We start from the raw sequence: 20,061 nt of genomic DNA, 5'->3' as shown, positions 1-20,061 counted from the left end.
TCGAGGCGCCGGACAGTATCCAGCGCGGGGCGGGTGGGGGTTGGCGGGGCCGTAGTGCGCCATGGATGGCGCACTACGAGCGTACATGGACGTATTCACAGCGTGCCCCGCCGGCCCCCACCCGCCCCGCGCCTCGCAGCAGCCCACCGCCGCTATTGCTGTTGCTGTTGCAGTGACCGCGCCCTTTCGCAATGCCCCGGCCGTGGTCCGGCCAGAACATGCCTTTCGACACAAGCCGCTCCGCAACGGCTCGGGTTACCCTCAAAGACTTGTCTGACCGGAGATTTCCCCTTGACCACCCGTCTTGCCCTCGCCGTCGCCGTGACCCTCGGCCTTGCCCTGCCCGCCTATTCCGCCACCGCCGCCACCCCGGCCGCGACCGCCGCCCAGCAGGCCAACCCGTTCTTCGCCGACAGCCCGCTGCCGCTGCACTTCCCGCAGTTCGACAAGATCAAGGACAGCGACTTCGCCCCCGCCTTCGACGCCGGCATGGCCCAGCAGCTGAAGGAAGTCGAGGCGATCGCCAACAACAAGGCCAAGCCGACCTTCGACAACACCCTCATCGCCTTGGAAAAGAGCGGTGACACCCTGGATCGCGCCACCACCGTCTTCTTCAGCCTCGTCGGTGCCGACACCAACGACGCACGCAAGAAGCTGCAGGCCGATTACTCCGCACGCTTCGCCGCGCACAGCGACGCCATCGCGCTGAACGGCAAGCTGTTCGCCCGCATCCAGACCCTGTACGACACCCGCACCCAGCTCGGCCTCGACGCCGAAGGCGTGCGCCTGGTCGAGAAGTACTACGAGAACTACGTCCGCGCCGGCGCCAAGCTGTCCGAAGCGGACAAGACCAAGCTCAAGGAAATGAACGCCGAACTGGCCAACCTGGGCACCAAGTTCAGCCAGAACGTGCTGGCCGAAGTGAACGCCTCGGCGATCACCGTCGACGACGTCAAGGAACTGGACGGCCTCTCGCAGGAACAGATCTCCGCCGCCGCCGAAGCCGCCAAGGCCCGTGGCCAGGACGGCAAGTACGTCATCACCCTGCTCAACACCACCGGCCAGCCGCCGCTGACCAACCTGGCCAACCGCGCGCTGCGCCAGAAGATCTACGAAGCCTCGGTGACCCGCGGCAGCCGCGGCGGCGAGTACGACAATACCGCCTTGGTCTCGCGCATCATGCAGCTGCGTGCCGACAAGGCCAAGCTGATGGGCTTTGCGAACTTCGCCGCCTACAACCTCACCAACCAGACCGCCAAGACGCCCGAAGCCGTCAACGCGATGCTCGGCCAGCTGGCACCGGCCGCAGTGGCCAACGCCAAGCGCGAAGCCGCTGATCTGCAGACGATGATCGACAAGGAACAGAAGGCCGCCGGCAAGCCGACCTTCAAGCTGGGAGCATGGGACTGGGCCTTCTACAGCGAGAAGGTGCGCCAGGCCAAGTACAACTTCGACGAATCCCAGCTCAAGCCGTACTTCGAAATGAAGAACGTGCTCGAGAACGGCGTCTTCCACGCCGCCCAGCTCGAGTTCGGCCTGACCTTCAAGCAGCGCACCGACCTGCCGGTCTACCACGAGGACGTCACCGTCTACGACGTGTTCGATGCCGACGGCAGCCAGCTGGCGATCTTCATCTTCGACCCGTATGCACGCGCCTCCAAGCGCGGCGGCGCGTGGATGAACTCGTACGTTTCGCAGTCCGAACTGACCGGCTTCAAGCCGGTGGTCGCCAACCACCTCAACATCCCCAAGCCGCCGGCCGGCAAGCCGACCCTGCTGACCTGGGATGAAGTGACCACCACCTTCCACGAATTCGGCCACGCCCTGCACGGCATGTTCTCGAACGTGAAGTACCCCTACTTCTCGGGCACCTCGGTGCCGCGCGACTTCGTCGAATTCCCCTCGCAGGTCAACGAGATGTGGGCCGATGATCCGGTCATCCTGAAGAACTACGCCAAGCACTACCAGAACGGCACGGCCATGCCGCAGGCACTGCTCGACAAGGTCGTCGCTGCCGCCAAGTTCAACCAGGGCTTCGCCACCACCGAATACCTCGGTGCGGCCATGCTCGACCAGCGCTGGCACCAGATCGGCCCGGACCAGGTGCCGGCCGCCAAGGACGTCATGAAGTTCGAAGCCGAGGCCCTGGCCAAGGACGGCATCTTCTACGCGCCGGTCCCGCCGCGTTACAAGACCCCGTACTTCAGCCACATCATGGGCGGCTACTCGGCCGGCTACTACGCGTACATCTGGTCGGAAGTGCTGGATGCCAACACCCAGAAGTGGTTCCGCGAGAACGGTGGCCTGAGCCGCAAGAACGGCGACCACTTCCGCCAGACCCTGCTGTCCAAGGGCGGCAGCGTCGACGCGATGGAACTGTTCCGCAATTTCGCCGGGCATGAGCCGCAGATCGAGCCCCTGCTGGAGAAGCGCGGCCTGACCTCGGGTGACGGCAAGAAGTAAGCGTCCGTTCCAACGACGCGCTGTACGGAAAACGCCCAGCACTGCCGGGCGTTTTTCATGGCTCACTCAACGCGGCGCCACATACCCGCCGGGCACTCCGTTCGGCGACAGCACCAACTGCCACAACTGCGCATGCCGGCAGCGGAAACTCGCCATCGAACCGGCCAGGTAGAACCGCCACATCCGGCGGAACCGTTCGTCATAGCGCTGCGCATCCAGCCGCGGCCACGCTGCTTCGATGTTGGTCCGCCACGCCTGCAGCGTCCGATCGTAATCCGTGCCGAAGTTGTGCCAATCCTCGAGCACGAACAGCCCCTCCAGCGCCTCGGTTACCTGTGCCGCCGAGGGCAGCATCGAGTTCGGGAAGATGTACTTCGCGATCCAAGGATCGGTGCGATGCCGCGACAGATTGCTCCCGATCGAATGCAGCAGGAACAGCCCATCCGGTCGCAGGCAGCGCCGCGCCATCTCGAAGTAGCCGCGATAGTTCTTGTCGCCCACATGCTCGAACATGCCCACCGACAGGATCGCGTCGAACGATTCCTCCACGTCGTGGTAGTCCTGCAGCCGGATCTCGATCGGCAGGCCCGCGCACAGCTGCCGCGCATACTCGGCCTGTTCCTGCGAGATCGTCACCCCCACCCCGGACACGCCATAGCGCTCCGCCGCGAATTTCAGTGCCTCGCCCCACCCACAGCCGATATCGAGAATCCGTTGCCCGGGGCGCAGCCCCAGCTTGCGGCAGATGAGATCGAGCTTGGCCTCCTGCGCCGCATCCAGGTCCGTGGCCTCGCGCCAGTAACCGCAACTGTAGACCAGCCGTTGGCCCAGCATCGCCTCGTATAGATCATTGCCCAGATCGTAATGACGCCGGCCGACCTCGAAACTGCCCGCCCCGGCCTGCAGGTTGAACACCCGCGCCTTCAGCGCATCGGCCAGGTCGCGCCAGCCGTGCACGCGCTCGTCCAGATGCGCCTGCATCAGATGAAAGAGGAAGTCGTCCAGCGCGCGGGCATCCCAGTGCCCGTCCATGTAACTCTCGCCCAGGCCCAGCGAGCCCTGCGCCATGACCCGCGCGTAGAAGCGCGGGTCATGCACCGTGATGTCCTGCGGCTGGTCACCGTCAACGGTGACCCCCGCTTCATGCAGCAACCCTGTGACCCGTCGTTGCAGCCCAGCGTCCACATCGCCTCCGTCGATCAGCCCCGGGCGAACAACCCTGCGACGTCCTGACCCACGTGCGGCACCAACACGGCGGCCGGGACGTCCACGGTCTGCGTGCCGTCCGAGTACGGCCCTACCTGGTAGGGCGGGAACACGAAGCGTATCGCAGAGATGCGCCCGTCGGAACCGGTCAGCGGCTGGAACTGGCTGAAGTTGTCCGCGCTCGGCCCGGTGCCGTCGGCGATCATCCGGCTCGCGTTGCGCAGCGATTCCTGCATCTGCGCCGGCTCCATTTCATCGCCACTCAACCGGGTCGCCACGCGCTCGCGCAGCTGATCGGCCACGTAATCGCTGATCGCCTTCCAGCCCTTGGCGTCCGCCACCAGCTTGTCGGCGGTGAGCATCTGCTGCTGCTCCGGCAGCCACACGAAGCGCGCCACCAGCGGCTCGCCATGGGCGCCACCGGTGTAGCGGCTGCCATCGGCCGTCACTACCACCAGCTGCGGCGTTTCCAGGACCTTCTCGAAGGTCAGCGACAGCTCATAGGGCATGGTCGGCTTGTCGTTGCCCAACCCGTCCAGCGCCTGCTGCAGTTCTGCCCGCGCACTGTCGGCGTAGCCACCCAGCGCCTTGGCCAGACCCGGATAACGGGCGATGTCCGGCGGGTAGGTGATCCCGACCACGGCCTGCGGCGAGGTTTCGATCACGTCGCGCAGCTCGAGCGGCGCCTCGGGCGCCACCGCGGGCGCGGCCGGCTCGGCAGCGGTGTCGGCCGGCGTCGCCGGGGCCTGTGTGTCGCCGTCGCGCTTGCAGCCTGCCACCAGCACCACGCCCATAGCCAAGGCCAACGCGCTGGCGCGCAGCGCGCGACGGTTTCCTGCGATGTTCATCCTGAAATCCCCTTGTTGTAACCCACCATCATGATCAGCCATCCCTGAAGCATGACCCGCTGCCCTCATCGGACCAGCAGGTCGTCGTACTCCTCATGCCGCTGCAGGAACGCCTCGGCGTATGCGCAGGCCGGCACGACCTTGAACTTGTTGTCGCGCGCGTAGCGCAGCGCCACCTTGGTCAGTTCGCCCGCGACCCCGCGCCCGGCGATCGGCTCGGGCACCTCGGTGTGGGTGATGACCATCCGCTTGCGCTTGATCTGGTAATCCAGCAGTGCCAGATGCCCTTTGACCCGGGCCTGGAACCGGTGATTGGCCAGATCGTGCTCCACCTCGTAAGCCAGTCCGGGCGGCGTGACCGAAGCCATGAGCGGTGTCTCCTGCGGCGACTGCAGCGATAGTGCGCAGCCGGCCGCCATGATCGCGTGAAGCCTGAACAGGGGCAAGCAGCGACGCGGCGCGTCACTTGCCGCCCTAAAGCCTGGGCGGCTCAAGCCGATATCGGATTCGGACAGGGCGTGAAAGCTGGCATGGCTTTTGCGAAGACCTGCCTGTACGCACCCGCTCTCCGGAGGTCCGCATGGACAACACCGCACCTGCCCCCGCCGCCCACGGCGATGCCGACAGCTCCCTGCTCGAAGGCCTGTTCCAGCTGGCCGTGAACGGCCAGACCCAGGGCTGGGAATTCGACCAGATCAACCACGAGGTCTATGCCCGGCTGCTCAGCACCTATGGCGTGGACGGCAAGAAGGCCGCCTGACGGTGGACGTGCTCACGACCGGTAGACGTGCTCACGACCAACGGTCGTGAGCTACCCCCCGGCGCGACGACGCATCGACCCCCGTCGGTAGGTACCGACCGTTGGTCGGTACAACCGCCCCCGGCGCCACGACGTAGGTACCGACCGTTGGTCGGTACACCCCCGACTCACCCGCCGAGGCTGAAAGTCGGGTTGCTCAGCTCACGCAGGAAGTGACTGAAGATGCTCGGCTGCATGGCCAGCATGAACAGCACGCCGAAGGCTGCACCGGCCAGGTGCGCGCTGTGGTTGATGCGATCGCCACCGCGGCGGTCCATCCAGATGCTGTAGCCCACGTAGAACACGGCATAGATGATCGCCGGGGCCGGAATGAACAGCACCAGGATGATCGACCACGGCTTGATCAGGATGAAGGCGAACAGCACCGCCGAGACCGCACCCGACGCCCCCAGGCTGAGGTAGTTCGGGTTCTTCTGGTTCTTCAGGTAGCTCGGCAGGATCGAGACCAGCAACGCGCCCAGGTAGAACGCCGGATAGGTCAGGTGGCTGCCACTCAACTGCAGCATCACCTGTTCGATGAAGCCGCCGAAGAAGAACAGCGTGATCATGTTGAACGCCAGGTGCGACAGATCGGCATGGATGAAGCCGTACGTGATCAGGCGGTCGTACTGACGGTTGCGGTCCACCGCCGGCGGCCACAGGATCAGGCGGTCGGCCAGCGCGCGGTTCTTGAACGCCATCCACGACACGATGATGGTGATGGCGATCAGCAGCAGGTTGACTGGGGTCATGTCAGGCTCAGGCGGTGCGGTAGTTGTCGACCATACGATAGCGCTTGGCGTACCAACCGAAGGCCAACGCCGCCAGGAACGCGAAGCCGGCGAAGAAGAACATCAGGAACGCCGCCTCGCTCAATCCCGTACTGGCGATCTGGTGGGTCACCGTATCGTTGCGCACCGCTGCGTTGGACAGCAGCACCCACAGGTTGCCGATGGTGGTGGTCAGGTTCCAGAAGCTCATCACCACGCCCTTCATCGCCTGCGGCGCCTGGCTGTAGGCGAACTCCAGGCCGGTGGCCGAGACCAGCACCTCACCGAAGGTCAGCAGCGCGTAGGGCAGCATCTGCCAGAAGATCGACATGACGTTGCCGCCGTCCATCATCACCTGGATGCCGCCGACCACGATCCAGGCCAGCCCGCTGAAGGCGATACCGGCGGTCATCCGGCGCAGCGCGGTCGGCTCGAAGCCGAAGCGGCGCAGCATCGGGTACAGCACCAGGTTGTTGAACGGGATCAGGATCATCACCAGCAGCGGGTTCAGCGCCTGCATCTGCGAAGCGGTGAACCAGCTCGGCATGGCCATCTGCTGGCCCTGCAGGACCCAGGTCGAGGCCTTCTGGTCGAACAGCGAGAAGAACGGGGTGGTCAGCGCGAAGATCACCAGCACGCGCAGCACCGAGCGCACACCCTCGACCGCTTCGGCCGGGTGCACCGCACGGGCGCGGTCCAGCTGCATCCAGGTACCGCCGCCGATACCGGCCAGCAGCAGGACCAGCGCGATGCAGAGGCAGATCACGATGCCCAGGCTGCCGACCAGCCCCATCGAGGCCACCGCCAGCACGGCACCGAGGATCGCCAGCGTACGGCCCGGACGGCCCTTGCCCGGCACCTGCGCCGACAGCGCGGTGCGCACGACATTGCCGAACGAATGCGGGTCTTTCGGCGGCAGCGGCACCAGTACATAGCGCTTGCGGCCCATCCAGAACACGAAGGTCGCCACGAACATCAGGATGCCCGGGATGCCGAACGCCCACGCCGGGCCGAGGTTCTTCAGTGCCAGCGGAATCAGCAGCGAGGCGAACAGCGAGCCGAAGTTGATGATCCAGTAGAAGGCATCGAAGACGACCTTGGCCAGGTGCTTGTTGCTCTGGTCGAACTGGTCGCCCATGAACGAGGCGACCAGCGGCTTGATGCCACCGGCGCCCAGCGCGATAAGGCCCAGGCCGACGAAGAAGCCCTGGCGGCTGTCTTCGAAGATGGCCAGGCAGGCGTGGCCGGCGCAGTAGATCAGGCTGAACCACAGGATGGTGTGGTACTTGCCGAAGAATTTGTCGGCCAGCCAGCCGCCGAGCAGCGGGAAGAAATACACGCCGATCATAAAGCTGTGCATGATGTCCTTCGCCTCGCCGGCGCGGCCATCGGCGGTGATCTCCTGCAGCAGCAGCGAGGTGATCAGGAACTGCACCAGGATGTTGCGCATCCCGTAGAAGCTGAAGCGTTCGCAGGCCTCATTGCCGATGATGTAGGGAATCTGGCGCGGCATCTTGCCTTTGCCGGCGCTGGCGGCTGCGATATTGCTCATCCTGTGGGGCTGTCCTGCGAACACGAAAGGACCAAGATTACCGGAACGCCCTACCCCAGCGCACGCTGCACAGCTGCATGACAGCCGCTGCCGGACATGGCAGGCCGATCAGGGACCGCCGCCAGGGTCGGCCCATGTCACGGATCGTCGACGGCGGAAGCGTAAACTTATCGTTATGCGCACGCACATCACCGGTGGGACCCGACGTTGGCCAGGCTGGATCCTGCTCCTGTTGATGACAGCCCCCGCCGCCCTGGCACATGCGCGCCAGGCCGAAGACGCCCTGCCCTCGCTGAAGATCGCGACGCTGGAGCTGCCGACCCTGGACGATGCGCAGTGGCAGCAACGCCGTGACCAGGTGCTGCAGCTGCTCGAATCGATGCAGCCGGACGTGATCGCGGTGCAGCGTGTACAGCAGACCCAGGGCCGCAACCCGGCCTGCTGGCTGGCCAGCCGGCTGCGCTACAGCTGCGATTTCGTCACCGCCGACCCGCCCAGCCAGCCGCTGCGGCACGGCAGTGCCATGCTCACCCGTCTGCCCGTGACCGATGATGCGGTCACCCTGCTGCATCCGCCCGGGCAGTTCAGCGCGGCGGGCATGCTGCGGGTCAAGCTGCGCGAAGAATTGATCAACATCTATGTCGCCCGGCTGCGGCCGGAGCCGGACGATGCACAGATCCGCCGGCACCAGACCAGCGACCTGATGACCTGGATCGGCGCGACCGCCGACGGCCTGCCCTCGCTGATCGCGGGCGATTTTTCCGCCGAGATCACCGAACTGGTGGGCAGCACGCCGGGCTTCCAGCCGGCCCGCAAGAACCCGGGCGAACGCGTGGACCCGCCCTCGTTGGCCGGCGCGGCACGGGGCCACGGGCTGGATGTGCTGTTCCAGGTCAAGCACTTCGGCGGCATCCGCCAGGACAGCATCAAGCTGCCGGCCAGCGAAGGTGACGCCACGGCGATGCGTCTGGGCACGATGGCCACCCTGCGCCTGCAGACCCCGGAAAGCACCGGCGCGCCCTGAGCCGGGCGGCGTCCCAACGAAAAACGGCCAGGCATCGCTGCCTGGCCGTTCGTGTGTCAGGTGACCGTGCCGATCAGGCGATGGCTTCCTGGTAACGACGCTCGACTTCATTCCAGTCGACGACGTTGAAGAACGCGCCGATGTATTCCGGGCGACGGTTCTGGTACTTCAGGTAGTACGCGTGTTCCCACACGTCCAGCGCCAGGATCGGCGTGTTGCCGTCCATCAGCGGGCTGTCCTGGTTGGCGCTGCTTTCCACCACGACCTTCTTGTCGGGGGTGACGCTCAGCCAGGCCCAGCCGCTGCCGAAGCGGGTCAGGGCCGCCTTGGTGAAGGCTTCCTTGAACTTCTCGAGGCCGCCCAGCTGCGAATCGATGGCCTTGGCCACATCGCCCACCGGAGCGCCGCCGCCGTTGGGCGACATCACGGTCCAGAACAGGGTGTGGTTGGCGTGGCCGCCGCCGTTGTTGCGCACGACGCCCTGCAGGTTCTCCGGCAGCGACTTGGTCTTCTTGACCAGTTCTTCCACCGGCAGGTCGGCGAACTCGGTGCCTTCCAGCGCTGCGTTGACGTTGTTGATGTACGTCTGGTGATGCTTGGTGTGGTGGATTTCCATCGTCGCTGCGTCGATATGCGGCTCGAGCGCGTCGTAGGCGTAGGACAGCTTGGGGAGGGTATAGGCCATGTGGTTCTCCTGGTAGCTCACTCGCCCGGCAAAGACCGGGCGTTGCGGTGTCGATGATGGGGATGGCCGACAAGCTTACCAAGGGCCATGTAAAGGAAACTTCGTCCTGCGCGGTCGATCGCGTGTCGGGACCGTTACGTGAAAGTGACGGCACACGCAGGCGGCACGGCGTCGATCGCAGTGCAACACGCCTGTTCGGCTGGGCCTCACCGTGCAGGCCGATGATCGCAGTAGAGTAGACCCCTCGCCCATCGTCCCTGGCCCCTCATGCGCAAGCCGCTGCTGTTGTTGATCGCCATCGTGCTGCTGGTCGGTGGCCTGGCCGCCATCAAGCTGGCCCAGCGCCCGCCCGCGCCGCAGTTCGCCCCGTCGCTGACCCAGCCGGACAGTGCGCCGGCCGCCGGTGCAACGGCGTCATCGACAGCGGCGCACAAGGCGGCGCGCGATCCGCTGCCCCCGTTCCTGCCCGCCGAAGCGCGCGACACCATCGCGTTGATCCAGCGCGGCGGCCCGTTCCCGCACCGGCAGGACGGCAGCATTTTCAGCAACCGCGAACAACGCCTGCCGCAGCGACCGCGCGGTTACTACCACGAATACACGGTGGACACGCCCGGCGCCGGCAATCGCGGCGCGCGGCGCATCGTCACCGGCGGCACACCCCCTACTGGCTGGTTCTATACCGATGATCACTATGAAACGTTCCGCAGTTTCGACGTTCCACCTGCCGGGAGCTGGCAATGACGCATGACGGATTCGAGTTGGGCCTGCACGACATCAACAATGCAGGCATCTATGCGATCGGCAATGACGATGTCGCCCCCTTGTCGGCGGCGATGCGCGATGCCGGCCTGCGCGTGATCCAGATCGACCTGGCCGGCTGCCAGGACAAGCGCACGCTGCTGATGCGACTGGCCGCGCGCCTGGACTTCCCGACCGGCTTCGGCGGCAACTGGGATGCGCTGACCGACAACCTGCGCGACCTGGCCTGGCTGCCGGCCAACGGCTACGCGCTGTTCTTCAGTGATGCCGATGCGCTGCGCAGCGAGGCCGGCGCGGAGTTCGACACGCTGCTGGAGGTGCTCGACGAAGCCAGCCGCTACTGGAGCGACAGCAACGTGCCGTTCTGGGCCTTCGTCGCATTGCAGGATGCGGACGTGGAACTGGACGCAGACGCCGCACCGTAACGCCCAGCTTCCAGTAGAGCCACGCCATGCGTGGCTGCGAGGCGCCGTGACACCCGGCTGGAACACAGCCACGCCATGCGTGGCTCTACCCGCCGCCGAGGCATCGCTTTACCGGCTGCCGTTGTCTTCCTGCAGTTCTTTCTTGAACGGGATGTCCGGCGGCGGCCGCGCGACGGCGGGCTGGTCCTGCATGTTCGGATCACTCAGGCCGCAACCACCGCCGAATTGCAGGACGGAAATCACGCACGAAATCGACGAGCTCGTGCCGGGGATCGGGATCTCGACTGCCTTGATGCCCTTGCGGACCCATTCGGCCAGCAGCGATTCGTTGGGTGCCCAGTACTTGTCGAACGAGGTCGGGGTGTAGTCATAGGGCGGGCGCTTGAGCCAGGTGCCGGACTGCGCGATGCGCTCCTTGCTCCAGCCGTCCTTGTCGCCACCGGGCGCGCCGCGCTCGGTATTGCCGGCGCCGGCCTGGCCCGGGACGCGCACACTGCCATCGGCCTTGAACAGGCTGCCGCCGTTGCCCTGGGTCGCACTCACGGCCCGGCCATTGAGATCGGCATCCTGCGGATGGTTGGCCGCACCCCAGTCGTCCGCACGGTTCGGCGTGGCCCAGCTGCCCGGCGCTGCTGCCGTCTGCCGGGCCGGCGCACGCGTCGCATTGGCCGCGCTGGTGCTCGACGCGCTGGCGGCAGGACTGGCGGCGGTATTGGCACGGGACGCTGCCGGGGCCGTCGCGGTACTGCTTGCCGCGGTCGGCGAAGGGGGTTCCGGGCGTGGCGCGGCATTGGGCACCGCGCGTTCGCGCACGGCGACCTCCGGTGATCGGCCCGGCACGGTGACCTCGCGCGCGGGCAGCGTCGCCACCGTCACCGCAGGTGCGGTCACTGGCCGGATCTCGCGCTCACGCACCTGCAGTTCGCGTTGCGGGACCGTGGCATCCACCCGCGGGCCGGGCACCGTAACGGCCGGAGCGGGTGCTTCGACCACGGTGACCTGGCGCTCCTGGACGGTGACGTCGGGTGTCCGCAGTTGCGGTTCGGCCGGGCGCAGCGTGGGTACGGTGCTGCGCGGCGTCGGTGCTTCCACGGTCACCACGGTGCGCTCGCGCACGGCGATGTCCTGCGGGTCGCGTGGCACCACACGCACTTCGGTGCGCGGCACGCTGGTCGGCGGCACCACGAAATCGGTCGTGGCCTGGGCGACCTCGGTCGCCTGCACAGGCTGCTCCACCGCGGGTGTCGACGGCGCGGGAGGCGCCGGCTGCGGTTCACTGGGCGGTGCAGGCGCGGCGACGGGCTGCGGCGCCGAGGCAGACGGCTCACGCGCGTCGGCACCGGCCGGAGCCACCGCCTGGGCGCTGTCGGCCGCTGCGGCACGGGCGGCTTCCGCGGTCGCCGGTTCGGCGGCCGGCTGGCCGCCTTCCTCCTGTTGCGGGGTGCCGCGGCCCACGAAGGCCACCTGCACACGCCCGCTCTCGCCACCCTGCTCCGGTTCGCTCGGCGGCCGGATCAAGGCGACCCACAGCAGCAACAGGGCGAACATCAGATGCAGCAATGCGCTGATCACCGCCGAGGTCCAGCGCATCCATCGCTGGTCGCGCGGCGCCGGATCCCAGCCCTGCCAGAGCAGGCGACGCATCGCCTGGGCGAAACTCAGCGCCGGCAGGCGTCCGCCGTGTGCAACAGGCGCGCGCTGGGCCAGCTCGGCCAGCACCTCGCTGGCGCGGAACGGCCGCGGCAGCGGCGACAACGCACGCAGCCACAGGCCCCACCCGTAAGGGAGGCCCGTGGTTTTTTCGAGAATGCGCTTGTCCGGCTGGCGAGCCAGCAGCCAATCGAGGATGTCGTCAGCCCGGCGCAGTGGCACGCAGTGCGATCAGGCAGCCGTGCCGCGGGGAATGTACGGCGCGTCGCCACTGTCGTGGTCGGTCGCGTCGCGCACCGCGGTGATGCCGGGCACGCGGCCCATCAGCGTCTTTTCGATGCCCTGCTTGAGCGTGACGTCGGCCATGCCGCAGCCCTGGCAGCCGCCACCGAAGCGCAGCAGCACCACGCCCTCGGCCGAAACTTCCTGCACCGCGACCTTGCCGCCATGCGAGGCCAGCTGGGGATTGACTTCGTTCTCCACCACCCAGCGCACGCGTTCGACCAGCGAGGAACCTTCCGTCGGCGCCTCGCCCTTGATCTTGGGCGCCTTGATGGTCAGCTGCTGGCTGCCGGTCGCATTGGTGACGAAATCGATCTCGGCGCCATCGACCCAGGCCACGCTGGTGGCGGCCACGTAGAGGGTGAAGCCATCGCAGTCCACCGCCCACTCATCACCGAGCAGTTCGCTGGGATCGGCGAACTCCAGGCGGGCATCGGCGCGCGGGGTACCCGCATCGACGGCGGTCAGGCGCACGCCCATGCCGGGCACGGCCTCACGCTCGATCAGTTTGCGGAAATAGGATTGGGCAGTGTCGGATATCTGGATCATCGGGCTATTCTAGCCAATCCCTTGTTATGCGCTCATTCGGTTTATACACCCGACCGCGCATTGTTCAGTCATCCAGATGTGGAGGAACCCATGGCCGACCTGATTCCGCTGGCCCAAGCCCATTGCGTGCCGCGCAAAGGAAGCGACCACAAGCTCGGCGCCGCCCGGGTCACCGAGCTGCTGGCCCAGGTCCCGGGCTGGGAGCTGGCCGAGGCCGGCCAGGCGCTGACCCGTACCTTCCGCTTCGACAACTACCACGGCACCATGGCCTTCGTGAACGCGCTCGCCTGGGTGGCCCATCGCGAAGACCACCACCCGGACCTGGGCGTGCATTACGACCGCGCCGTGGTGCGCTTCTCCACCCATGACGTGGGTGGCCTGAGCGAGAACGACTTCATCTGCGCGGCGAAAGCCTCGGCCCTGACGGAGTAAGCCCATGAAACTGCCGTACATCGCACTGTCCAGCCTTGCCCTGGTCGCTCTGGCGGGCTGCAACAAGACGCCCGGCGAACCGGCCGCCCCGGTCGCCGCCCCCACCGAGGTCGCGGCGGTCAAGACGCCGCCACCGGAGTACCCGATCGAACTGGCCTGCCAGGGGATCGGCGGCACCAGCACCTTCAAGGTGACCATCGCGGCCGACGGCCAGCCCAGCCAGGTCCAGCTCGCCAGCGGCAGTGGCAACGCCCAGCTCGACGAGCAGGCACAGAAGGCCGTGCAGGCCTGGCAGTTCAAGGCCGCTACCCGCGCCGGGCAGACCGTCTCGACCACGATCCAGGTGCCGGTCAGCTTCAATCCGCCGCAGCCCAAGCCCGACCAGTGCTTCGCGGTCGAAGAACGGCTGCGTCGCGGCGGTTGATCGCCGCGTTGTCTTGAGGTCAGCCGCCGCAAGCCTCGTGCCCCCTGATCCGCGCCCCGGTGTTGCTGCCCGGGGCGCGTTGCACTTCTACAAGGACGCGTCGGCGGATGCCTGATATTTCCAGTGAAAACGTATGGATCGCCCTGGCGGTGACCCTGGCCGCCGGCCTGGCCACCGCGCTGGGCAGCCTGATGGTGCTGTTCTCACGCCGGCCCAACCCGCGCCTGCTGGCGTTCGGGTTGGCCTTTGCCGGCGGCGCGATGGTCTTCGTCTCGCTGACCGAGATCCTCAACAAGGCGATCGACTCGTTCACCCAGGCCTATGACGCCCGGCTGGGCTTCGCCTACGGCACTGCGGCCTTCCTGGTCGGCGTGCTGCTGATCGTGGTGATCGACCACCTGATCCCGAACCCGCACGAGAGCCTGGACAAGCAGGATCCGCTGTTCCGCGACAACAACAAGGCCTACATCAAGCGGGTCGGCCTGCTGACCGCGGTGGCGATCACCGCGCACAATTTCCCGGAGGGCCTGGCGACGTTCTTCGCCACGCTGGAGAGCCCGTCGGTGGGCATGCCACTGGCCTTTGCCATCGCCATCCACAACATCCCCGAGGGCATCGCGATCGCGGTGCCGGTGTACTTCGCCACGCAGAACAAGTTCTACGCGTTCGGCGCCAGCCTGCTGTCCGGCCTGGCCGAACCGATCGGCGCGGCCATCGGCTATGTCCTGTTGTCCGGGGTGCTCAACCACGCCACCTTCGGCTGGGTGTTCGGGATCATTTCGGGCGTGATGGTGTTCCTGGCGCTGGATGAGCTGCTGCCCGCGGCCAAGCGCTACGCCAAGGGCCACGAGACCGTGTACGGCCTGGTGGCCGGCATGGGCAGCCTGGCGATCAGCCTGGTGCTGTTCAAGTGGTGAGGCTGGCCCGTGTGGGCGGGAAGCGGTAGGGCATGAACGTTGGTCATGCCGGCCTGGGGTGATTGGCGTGGGCGCGTACCGACCAACGGTCGGTACCTACCCCGTCGCTGCGGCCTACGCCGACACTATTTCAACCGGTTCAACACCTCGACCAGCTCCTCGGCCAGCGGTGCATTGATCAGGTACGGCGTCTTGCCCGCGTCCAGCGCGAACTCCAGCGAGGCCGCGTGCAGGAACAGGCGCTTCAGCCCGATCTGCTCACGAAGCCGCTTGTTGACGTCCGGATCGCCGTACTTGTCGTCACCGGCCACCGGATGCCCCAGATGCTGGGCGTGGACGCGGATCTGGTGGGTGCGGCCGGTTTCGATCCGCACCTCGCAGTACGAATGCCCGCCCTTGCGCTCCAGCACCTTGAAGTGGCTGATCGACTCCTTGCCGATCGGGTTGACCTGGACATGGCGCTCGCCGCCCTGGCGCAGGCCCACGTGCAGCGGGGCGTCCACGGTCATGGTGCCATCGGGCATGCGGCCCGCCAGCAGGGTCAGGTAGCGCTTGCGGATGCCGGCGCCATGGTCTTCCCGCAGCAGCGCCTGCAGCTCGCTCAGGGCGGAGCGCTTCTTGGCCACGATCAGCAGGCCCGAGGTGTCGCGGTCCAGCCGATGGACCAGCTCCAGGGTCTTGCCCGGGCGCAGCGCGCGCAGGGTTTCGATCGCGCCGAAGCTGATGCCGCTGCCGCCGTGGCTGGCCACGCCCGACGGTTTGTTCAGCGCCAGCAGCCGATCGTCTTCGAACACGATGGCATCTTCCAGTCGTTTCATGAACGCGGCGGGCGGGCCGGCTTTGTCGCCCTCCTCGTTGAGACGGACGGGCGGAACCCGCACTTCGTCGCCGCCCTCGAGCTTGCGCTCGGCCTTGGCGCGGCCGCCGTTGACGCGGACCTGGCCACTGCGGACGAGCTTGTAGATCAGGCTGCGCGGTGCACCCTTGAGCTGGCCGAGCAGGAAGTTGTCCAGGCGTTGCCCGGCGCGGTCGGCCGGGACAGTGATGATACGTACGCTGGTCATGGCTTCAGCGGCTTTGGGGGTGGGCTCGGTAACGGTCATTGGCCTTTTATTCTGTTACACTCGGCGGGCGAGATAAGGGATTGATTTCGTTGGAAGTTGCTCTGGGCCAGAAGCCCGACTTCCCTCGATTCCGGCACAGTGCGCAGCCACCGCCCCCGGGGCGGCCATGTTAGCGGCTCACCGGCGGTCCCGGCCATCGCCGGATGTCTGACACGCATTCGCGCTGAACATGTCCCTGTGGCGCTCCAGCCTGGCTGAAAGCTGCCTCCGGCCCAGTAACACCCAAACCAAAACAAATGAAGCGCTCCCGCGGCCTGCCGTGGTGTCGTAGCGCTGGAAACCCAAACTGCCCTCCCCGCGCATGCGCGATGGGCGGTGAAGCGTGACCAGAAGCGAAACCCCATGGCGTTCCGCGCGGTAGCAGCGCGCGAGGAACGCAAGAATGAAGCGAATGCTGATCAATGCCACGCAGGCTGAAGAGCTGCGGGTAGCCATCGTGGATGGCCAGACGCTGTACGACATCGACATCGAACAGCCGTCCAAGGAACAGAAGAAGTCGAATATCTACAAAGGCCGCATCACGCGCCTTGAGCCTTCGCTGGAGGCCGCTTTCGTCGAATACGGCGGCGAGCGCCATGGCTTCCTGCCGCTGAAGGAAATCTCCCGCGATTACTTCCAGGCGGGCGTCGACCACAACAAGGCCGGCATCCGCGAGCTGCTGCGCGAGGGCCAGGAAGTCGTGGTCCAGGTGGACAAGGAAGAGCGCGGCAACAAGGGCGCTGCCCTGACCACGTTCATCTCGCTGGCCGGCCGCTACATGGTCCTGATGCCGAACTCGCCGAGCGCCGGTGGCGTCTCGCGTCGCATCGAGGGCGAAGACCGCGCCGCGCTGAAAGAAGCGCTGGACAAGCTGAACATCCCCGACGACATGGGCGTGATCATCCGCACCGCCGGCGTCGGCCGCGATGCCGAAGAGCTGCAGTGGGATCTGGACTACCTGCTGCAGGTCTGGAAGTCGATCGCCGAAGCGGCGCTGACCAAGCCGGCCTCGTTCCTGATCTACCAGGAGTCGCGCCTGATCGTGCGCGCCCTGCGTGACTACCTGCGCGCCGATGTCGGCGAGATCCTGGTGGACACCGAAGAGCTGTACGAGACCGCCCAGGAGTTCATGCAGCAGGTGATGCCGCAGACCCTGCGCAAGCTCAAGCATTACAAGGACGACATCCCGCTGTTCAACCGCTTCCAGATCGAATCGCAGATCGAAGGCGCGTATGAACGCAACGTCCGCCTGCCGTCCGGCGGCTCGATCGTGGTCGACCAGACCGAAGCGCTGACCGCCATCGACGTCAACTCCTCGCGCGCCACCAAGGGCAGCGACATCGAGGACACCGCTTTCCAGACCAACCTGGAAGCGGCCGACGAAGTGGCACGCCAGCTGCGCCTGCGCGACCTGGGCGGCCTGGTGGTCATCGATTTCATCGACATGGCCTCCAACAAGCACCAGCGCGAAGTCGAGAACCGCCTGCAGAACGCGCTCAAGTACGACCGTGCGCGCGTGCAGCTGGGCCGCATCTCGCGCTTCGGCCTGATGGAAATGAGCCGCCAGCGCCTGCGTCCGAGCCTGGGCGAATCCAGCCAGATCGTCTGCCCGCGTTGCGACGGCCATGGCCGCATGCGCAGCGTCGAGTCGCTGTCGCTGTCCATCATCCGCGTGGCTGAAGAGCATGCGATGAAGGAGAACACCGGGCAGGTGCTGGTCCAGGCCCCGGTTGAGATCGCCAACTACCTGCTCAACGAAAAGCGCAGCGCGCTGCGTGAGATCGAGCAGCGACATGACGCGCCGATCGTGATCGTCGCCGATGAGCAGCTGCACACCCCGCATTACGAAGTGACCCGCCTGCGCGAGAACGAACTGGGCGAAGAAAGCGGCAAGCCGAGCTACCAGCGCGGCACCCCGCGCAAGCTGCCGGTGCACGCGCTGACCAAGGCCCAGCTGAACATCCCGGTCGCCCCGGTGGTGACCCAGGTCAAGCACAGCCAGCCGGCCCCGGTGCGCGAAGCCCCGGAACCGGAAGCCGCACCGGCCCCGGTCGCCGCCCCCGTTGCCGCCCCGGCTGCAACCGGCGTGGTGGGTTGGCTGAAGCGCATCTTCGGTGGCGAACCGGCCCCGGCCGCCGCACCGCAGCCGAGCAACCGCCCGGGCCAGGACGGCAACCGCAACGGTCGCAACAAGGATCGCAACGGCAAGGACCGCAATGGCCGTCGCGATGAGCGTGGCGAACGGAGTGGCAACGGCAATGCGCAGGCACAGGGCCGTGGCAAGGACCGTGGTGAGCGTGGCGAACGCGGCCCGAAGGGCGAGCGTCGCGACGAGCGCCGCCAGGACACCGCCGCCGCACCGGCCAATGGCACTGCGGCACAGGTGCAGGCGCCCGGCCAGGGCAAGCCGCGCAACGAGCAGCAGCCGGCCAAGTCGCGCAATGAACCGCGCAATGACCAGCAGCAGCCGAAGCTGAAGCAGAAGCAGGGCCAGAACGGCCAGGCCAAGCCGCAGCAGAACGAGGGTGACAAGCCGGCCGTGAGCGAAAAGCCCGCGCGCCAGCCGCAGGCCGATGCACCGAAGCCGACCAGCACTGCACCGGTCGCTGCCGACGCCGCGGTGATCGCTGCAGCTGCCGTGGTGGCCACCGATGCCGCCGCGCCGGCCGCCCACGTCCAGGAAACGGCCAAGGCCGCCCCGGCCGAGGATGCGCAGCTGAGCGACACCGACGCCATCGAACAGGGTGACGCGCCGGCCAATGCCGAAGACGGTACCGGTGAAGGCGCCTCGCGCCGTCGTCGTGGTCGTCGCGGTGGCCGTCGCCGTCGTCGTGGCAATGGCGAGCAGGCTGCCGGCAGCGATGGCTTGAACGGTGACGACAACGGTCTGGATGACGATGGCGACGACCAGGACGGCGATCAGGACGGCGGCACCGCTGCCCCGGCCGAGCGTCAGGTGGCCAACAACGGTCAGCCGCAGCCCGAGTTCGAGTTCGACGACGAATCCGGCAACGCGCCGGCCGCTGCGCCCGCACCGGTCCAGGCCCCGCGCCCGGCCCCCGTGGCGGCCGTCGCTGCGGCGGCGCCGGTCGCCGTGGTCAGCAGCCCGGTCGTGACCGCCGGTCACGCCGAGCCGACCCCGGCCCCGGTGGCTGCACCGGTTGCCGAGAAGGCTCCGACCCCGGTCGTTGAAAAGGCGTCTGCCCCGGCAGTCGAGCCGATCACCGAGAAGGCGCCGGCTTCCTACAACGACCCGGTGCCGTTCGTGGAAAGCCCGAAGCCGACTCCGGTTGCTGCTCAGCCGGCCGCGCCGGTGGAAGCTGCCCGTCCGGTTGAGCCGGTGGCTGCTCCGGTGGTTTCGGCCCCGGTAGCTGCTCCGGCTCCGGTAGCTGCTCCGGCGGCTCCGGCCCCGGCAGCTGCTCCCGCGGCTCCGGTTCCGGTCGCTGCTCCGGTGGCGCCGGCTCCGGTCGCTGCTCCGGCGGCTCCGGCTCCGGTGGCCGCTCCGGCAGCTCCGGCCCCGGTCGCTGCTCCGGCGGCTCCGGCTCCGGTGGCGGCTCCGACGGCTCCGGCTCCGGTGGCGGCTCCGGCCGCTCCGGTCATTGAGACCGCTGCGCAGGAAGTGAAGGAGCCGACCGCCGCGCCGGTGCAGACCAGCATGCTGGATGCCGTCGACGCGACCCAGGCCCCGGCACAGTCGGCAGCCACGCAGGCCCGTACCGAATCGGCCTCGGCCGGCCCGGTCGTGCACAACGGTCAGCTGTTCGGTTCGGCCGCCAGCGAAACCCCGGCCGCCACCAACGCTGCCGAACAGGCTGCGCAGGCCGAAGCCCGCGAGGACATCCCGACCGATGCCCCGCAGGCCGACGAAGGCGACAAGGCTGACCAGGAAAAGCAGGAAAAGAACGACACGCCCTGATCCTGGGTGAGTGACGCAACAAACAGACAGCGGCCTTCGGGCCGTTGTCTGCGTTTGGGGTATTGGATGGCGCAGCAAGCGGCGTGCGTCAGGCGGTCATGATGGCGGCACTGAGAGCATCCACGCATGGCGTGGATCTACCCATGCCATCGGACGCATCAAGGATGGACCCACGCCATGCGTGGATCCTGCACGGGATGCATCAAGGATGGACCCACGCCATGCGTGGATTCCGCATCGGACCCATCAAGGGTAGA

Annotated in this window: 18 protein-coding genes; 9 read left to right on the top strand and 9 right to left on the bottom strand. The window is 67.1% G+C overall.

Translation table 11 applies throughout. The features are described 5' to 3' along the window. Positions 1-291 precede the first annotated feature (291 nt). The gene (locus tag HH110_RS09670; RefSeq protein ID WP_176989465.1) at positions 292-2,463 is read left to right on the top strand and encodes a M3 family metallopeptidase; all 2,172 of its coding nucleotides are present in this window, start codon (positions 292-294) and stop codon (positions 2,461-2,463) included. 66 nt (positions 2,464-2,529) lie between these two features. Here the strand turns inward: HH110_RS09670 and cfa are convergent, their stop codons facing one another. The 3 genes from cfa to HH110_RS09655 all read right to left on the bottom strand — a co-directional run bounded on the left by cfa (position 2,530) and on the right by HH110_RS09655 (position 4,885). Then, on the bottom strand, positions 2,530-3,648 hold the full coding sequence (cfa, locus tag HH110_RS09665) for a cyclopropane fatty acyl phospholipid synthase (RefSeq protein WP_176989464.1): 1,119 nt from the start codon (positions 3,646-3,648) through the stop codon (positions 2,530-2,532). A gap of 14 nt (positions 3,649-3,662) precedes the next feature. After that, a complete protein-coding gene (locus HH110_RS09660; protein WP_176989463.1) occupies positions 3,663-4,517 on the bottom strand; it encodes a DUF3298 and DUF4163 domain-containing protein in 855 nt (284 codons plus the stop codon). A gap of 65 nt (positions 4,518-4,582) precedes the next feature. Then, a complete protein-coding gene (locus HH110_RS09655; RefSeq protein WP_176989462.1) occupies positions 4,583-4,885 on the bottom strand; it encodes a GNAT family N-acetyltransferase in 303 nt (100 codons plus the stop codon). A gap of 212 nt (positions 4,886-5,097) precedes the next feature. Between HH110_RS09655 and HH110_RS09650 the strand changes: the two genes are divergently transcribed. Then, positions 5,098-5,277 carry a hypothetical protein gene (locus HH110_RS09650; protein ID WP_019182899.1) on the top strand — a complete coding sequence of 60 codons (180 nt, stop codon included), beginning with the start codon at positions 5,098-5,100 and terminating at the stop codon, positions 5,275-5,277. Positions 5,278-5,444: 167 nt separating this feature from the next. Here the strand turns inward: HH110_RS09650 and HH110_RS09645 are convergent, their stop codons facing one another. Both HH110_RS09645 and HH110_RS09640 read right to left on the bottom strand, forming a co-directional pair. Further along, positions 5,445-6,068, bottom strand: a complete 624-nt coding sequence (locus HH110_RS09645; RefSeq protein ID WP_176989461.1) for a rhomboid family intramembrane serine protease — start codon at positions 6,066-6,068, stop codon at positions 5,445-5,447. 7 nt (positions 6,069-6,075) lie between these two features. Then, positions 6,076-7,638, bottom strand: a complete 1,563-nt coding sequence (locus HH110_RS09640; protein WP_176989460.1) for an oligopeptide:H+ symporter — start codon at positions 7,636-7,638, stop codon at positions 6,076-6,078. Between the two features lie 235 nt (positions 7,639-7,873). Here HH110_RS09640 and HH110_RS09635 point away from each other — a divergent pair, with 235 nt between their 5' ends. Continuing rightward, positions 7,874-8,662 carry an endonuclease/exonuclease/phosphatase family protein gene (locus HH110_RS09635; RefSeq protein WP_241696496.1) on the top strand — a complete coding sequence of 263 codons (789 nt, stop codon included), beginning with the start codon at positions 7,874-7,876 and terminating at the stop codon, positions 8,660-8,662. 73 nt (positions 8,663-8,735) lie between these two features. Here HH110_RS09635 and HH110_RS09630 read toward each other — a convergent pair whose 3' ends face one another. Continuing rightward, on the bottom strand, positions 8,736-9,347 hold the full coding sequence (locus tag HH110_RS09630) for a superoxide dismutase (RefSeq protein ID WP_123730769.1): 612 nt from the start codon (positions 9,345-9,347) through the stop codon (positions 8,736-8,738). 267 nt (positions 9,348-9,614) lie between these two features. Between HH110_RS09630 and HH110_RS09625 the strand changes: the two genes are divergently transcribed. Together HH110_RS09625 and HH110_RS09620 are read left to right on the top strand one after the other, a co-directional pair. Next, the gene (locus HH110_RS09625; protein WP_176989458.1) at positions 9,615-10,088 is read left to right on the top strand and encodes a ribonuclease domain-containing protein; all 474 of its coding nucleotides are present in this window, start codon (positions 9,615-9,617) and stop codon (positions 10,086-10,088) included. Next, positions 10,085-10,531 (top strand): barstar family protein, encoded by a 447-nt coding sequence (locus HH110_RS09620; protein ID WP_176989457.1) that lies wholly within the window; start codon positions 10,085-10,087, stop codon positions 10,529-10,531. Before HH110_RS09625 ends, HH110_RS09620 begins: the two co-directional genes overlap by 4 nt. 108 nt (positions 10,532-10,639) lie before the next feature. Here the strand turns inward: HH110_RS09620 and HH110_RS09615 are convergent, their stop codons facing one another. Together HH110_RS09615 and HH110_RS09610 are read right to left on the bottom strand one after the other, a co-directional pair. Next, positions 10,640-12,403: a hypothetical protein gene (locus HH110_RS09615; protein ID WP_176989456.1), complete on the bottom strand. Its 1,764-nt coding sequence runs from the start codon at positions 12,401-12,403 to the stop codon at positions 10,640-10,642. A 9-nt stretch (positions 12,404-12,412) separates the two neighbouring features. Continuing rightward, on the bottom strand, positions 12,413-13,012 hold the full coding sequence (locus tag HH110_RS09610; protein WP_176989455.1) for an NfuA family Fe-S biogenesis protein: 600 nt from the start codon (positions 13,010-13,012) through the stop codon (positions 12,413-12,415). 90 nt (positions 13,013-13,102) lie between these two features. Here HH110_RS09610 and HH110_RS09605 point away from each other — a divergent pair, with 90 nt between their 5' ends. The 3 genes from HH110_RS09605 (at position 13,103) to zupT (ending at position 14,785) form a co-directional block, all read left to right on the top strand. Continuing rightward, the gene (locus HH110_RS09605) at positions 13,103-13,444 is read left to right on the top strand and encodes a 4a-hydroxytetrahydrobiopterin dehydratase (RefSeq protein WP_176989454.1); all 342 of its coding nucleotides are present in this window, start codon (positions 13,103-13,105) and stop codon (positions 13,442-13,444) included. Between the two features lie 4 nt (positions 13,445-13,448). Next, positions 13,449-13,868 (top strand): energy transducer TonB, encoded by a 420-nt coding sequence (locus HH110_RS09600; protein WP_176989453.1) that lies wholly within the window; start codon positions 13,449-13,451, stop codon positions 13,866-13,868. Between the two features lie 107 nt (positions 13,869-13,975). Then, positions 13,976-14,785, top strand: coding sequence for a zinc transporter ZupT (gene zupT, locus HH110_RS09595; protein ID WP_176989452.1), 810 nt, complete (start codon positions 13,976-13,978; stop codon positions 14,783-14,785). A 125-nt stretch (positions 14,786-14,910) separates the two neighbouring features. Here the strand turns inward: zupT and HH110_RS09590 are convergent, their stop codons facing one another. Further along, a complete protein-coding gene (locus HH110_RS09590; protein ID WP_019182886.1) occupies positions 14,911-15,849 on the bottom strand; it encodes an RluA family pseudouridine synthase in 939 nt (312 codons plus the stop codon). Positions 15,850-16,291: 442 nt separating this feature from the next. Here HH110_RS09590 and HH110_RS09585 point away from each other — a divergent pair, with 442 nt between their 5' ends. Beyond that, on the top strand, positions 16,292-19,804 hold the full coding sequence (locus tag HH110_RS09585; protein ID WP_176989451.1) for an Rne/Rng family ribonuclease: 3,513 nt from the start codon (positions 16,292-16,294) through the stop codon (positions 19,802-19,804). Positions 19,805-20,061: the final 257 nt, after the last annotated feature.

The sequence above is a fragment of the Stenotrophomonas sp. SAM-B genome (genome assembly GCF_013387485.1).
In the GTDB taxonomy this organism is placed as follows: domain Bacteria; phylum Pseudomonadota; class Gammaproteobacteria; order Xanthomonadales; family Xanthomonadaceae; genus Stenotrophomonas; species Stenotrophomonas maltophilia_AA.
The sequence above is the reverse complement of the archived record's forward strand: the minus strand, read 5'-3'. Positions and strand labels throughout refer to the sequence as shown.

What these genes read in the sequence shown, in the direction of transcription:
- HH110_RS09625 (WP_176989458.1), top strand. Translation starts at nt 9,615, where the DNA reads ATGCGCAAGCCGCTGCTGTTGTTGATCGCCATCGTGCTGCTGGTCGGT.
- HH110_RS09620 (WP_176989457.1), top strand. Translation starts at nt 10,085, where the DNA reads ATGACGCATGACGGATTCGAGTTGGGCCTGCACGACATCAACAATGCA.
- HH110_RS09600 (WP_176989453.1), top strand. Translation starts at nt 13,449, where the DNA reads ATGAAACTGCCGTACATCGCACTGTCCAGCCTTGCCCTGGTCGCTCTG.
- HH110_RS09660 (WP_176989463.1), bottom strand. Translation starts at nt 4,517, where the DNA reads ATGAACATCGCAGGAAACCGTCGCGCGCTGCGCGCCAGCGCGTTGGCC.
- HH110_RS09655 (WP_176989462.1), bottom strand. Translation starts at nt 4,885, where the DNA reads ATGGCTTCGGTCACGCCGCCCGGACTGGCTTACGAGGTGGAGCACGAT.
- HH110_RS09605 (WP_176989454.1), top strand. Translation starts at nt 13,103, where the DNA reads ATGGCCGACCTGATTCCGCTGGCCCAAGCCCATTGCGTGCCGCGCAAA.
- HH110_RS09640 (WP_176989460.1), bottom strand. Translation starts at nt 7,638, where the DNA reads ATGAGCAATATCGCAGCCGCCAGCGCCGGCAAAGGCAAGATGCCGCGC.
- HH110_RS09630 (WP_123730769.1), bottom strand. Translation starts at nt 9,347, where the DNA reads ATGGCCTATACCCTCCCCAAGCTGTCCTACGCCTACGACGCGCTCGAG.
- HH110_RS09610 (WP_176989455.1), bottom strand. Translation starts at nt 13,012, where the DNA reads ATGATCCAGATATCCGACACTGCCCAATCCTATTTCCGCAAACTGATC.
- HH110_RS09650 (WP_019182899.1), top strand. Translation starts at nt 5,098, where the DNA reads ATGGACAACACCGCACCTGCCCCCGCCGCCCACGGCGATGCCGACAGC.
- HH110_RS09585 (WP_176989451.1), top strand. Translation starts at nt 16,292, where the DNA reads ATGAAGCGAATGCTGATCAATGCCACGCAGGCTGAAGAGCTGCGGGTA.
- HH110_RS09635 (WP_241696496.1), top strand. Translation starts at nt 7,874, where the DNA reads ATGACAGCCCCCGCCGCCCTGGCACATGCGCGCCAGGCCGAAGACGCC.
- HH110_RS09645 (WP_176989461.1), bottom strand. Translation starts at nt 6,068, where the DNA reads ATGACCCCAGTCAACCTGCTGCTGATCGCCATCACCATCATCGTGTCG.
- zupT (WP_176989452.1), top strand. Translation starts at nt 13,976, where the DNA reads ATGCCTGATATTTCCAGTGAAAACGTATGGATCGCCCTGGCGGTGACC.
- HH110_RS09590 (WP_019182886.1), bottom strand. Translation starts at nt 15,849, where the DNA reads ATGACCAGCGTACGTATCATCACTGTCCCGGCCGACCGCGCCGGGCAA.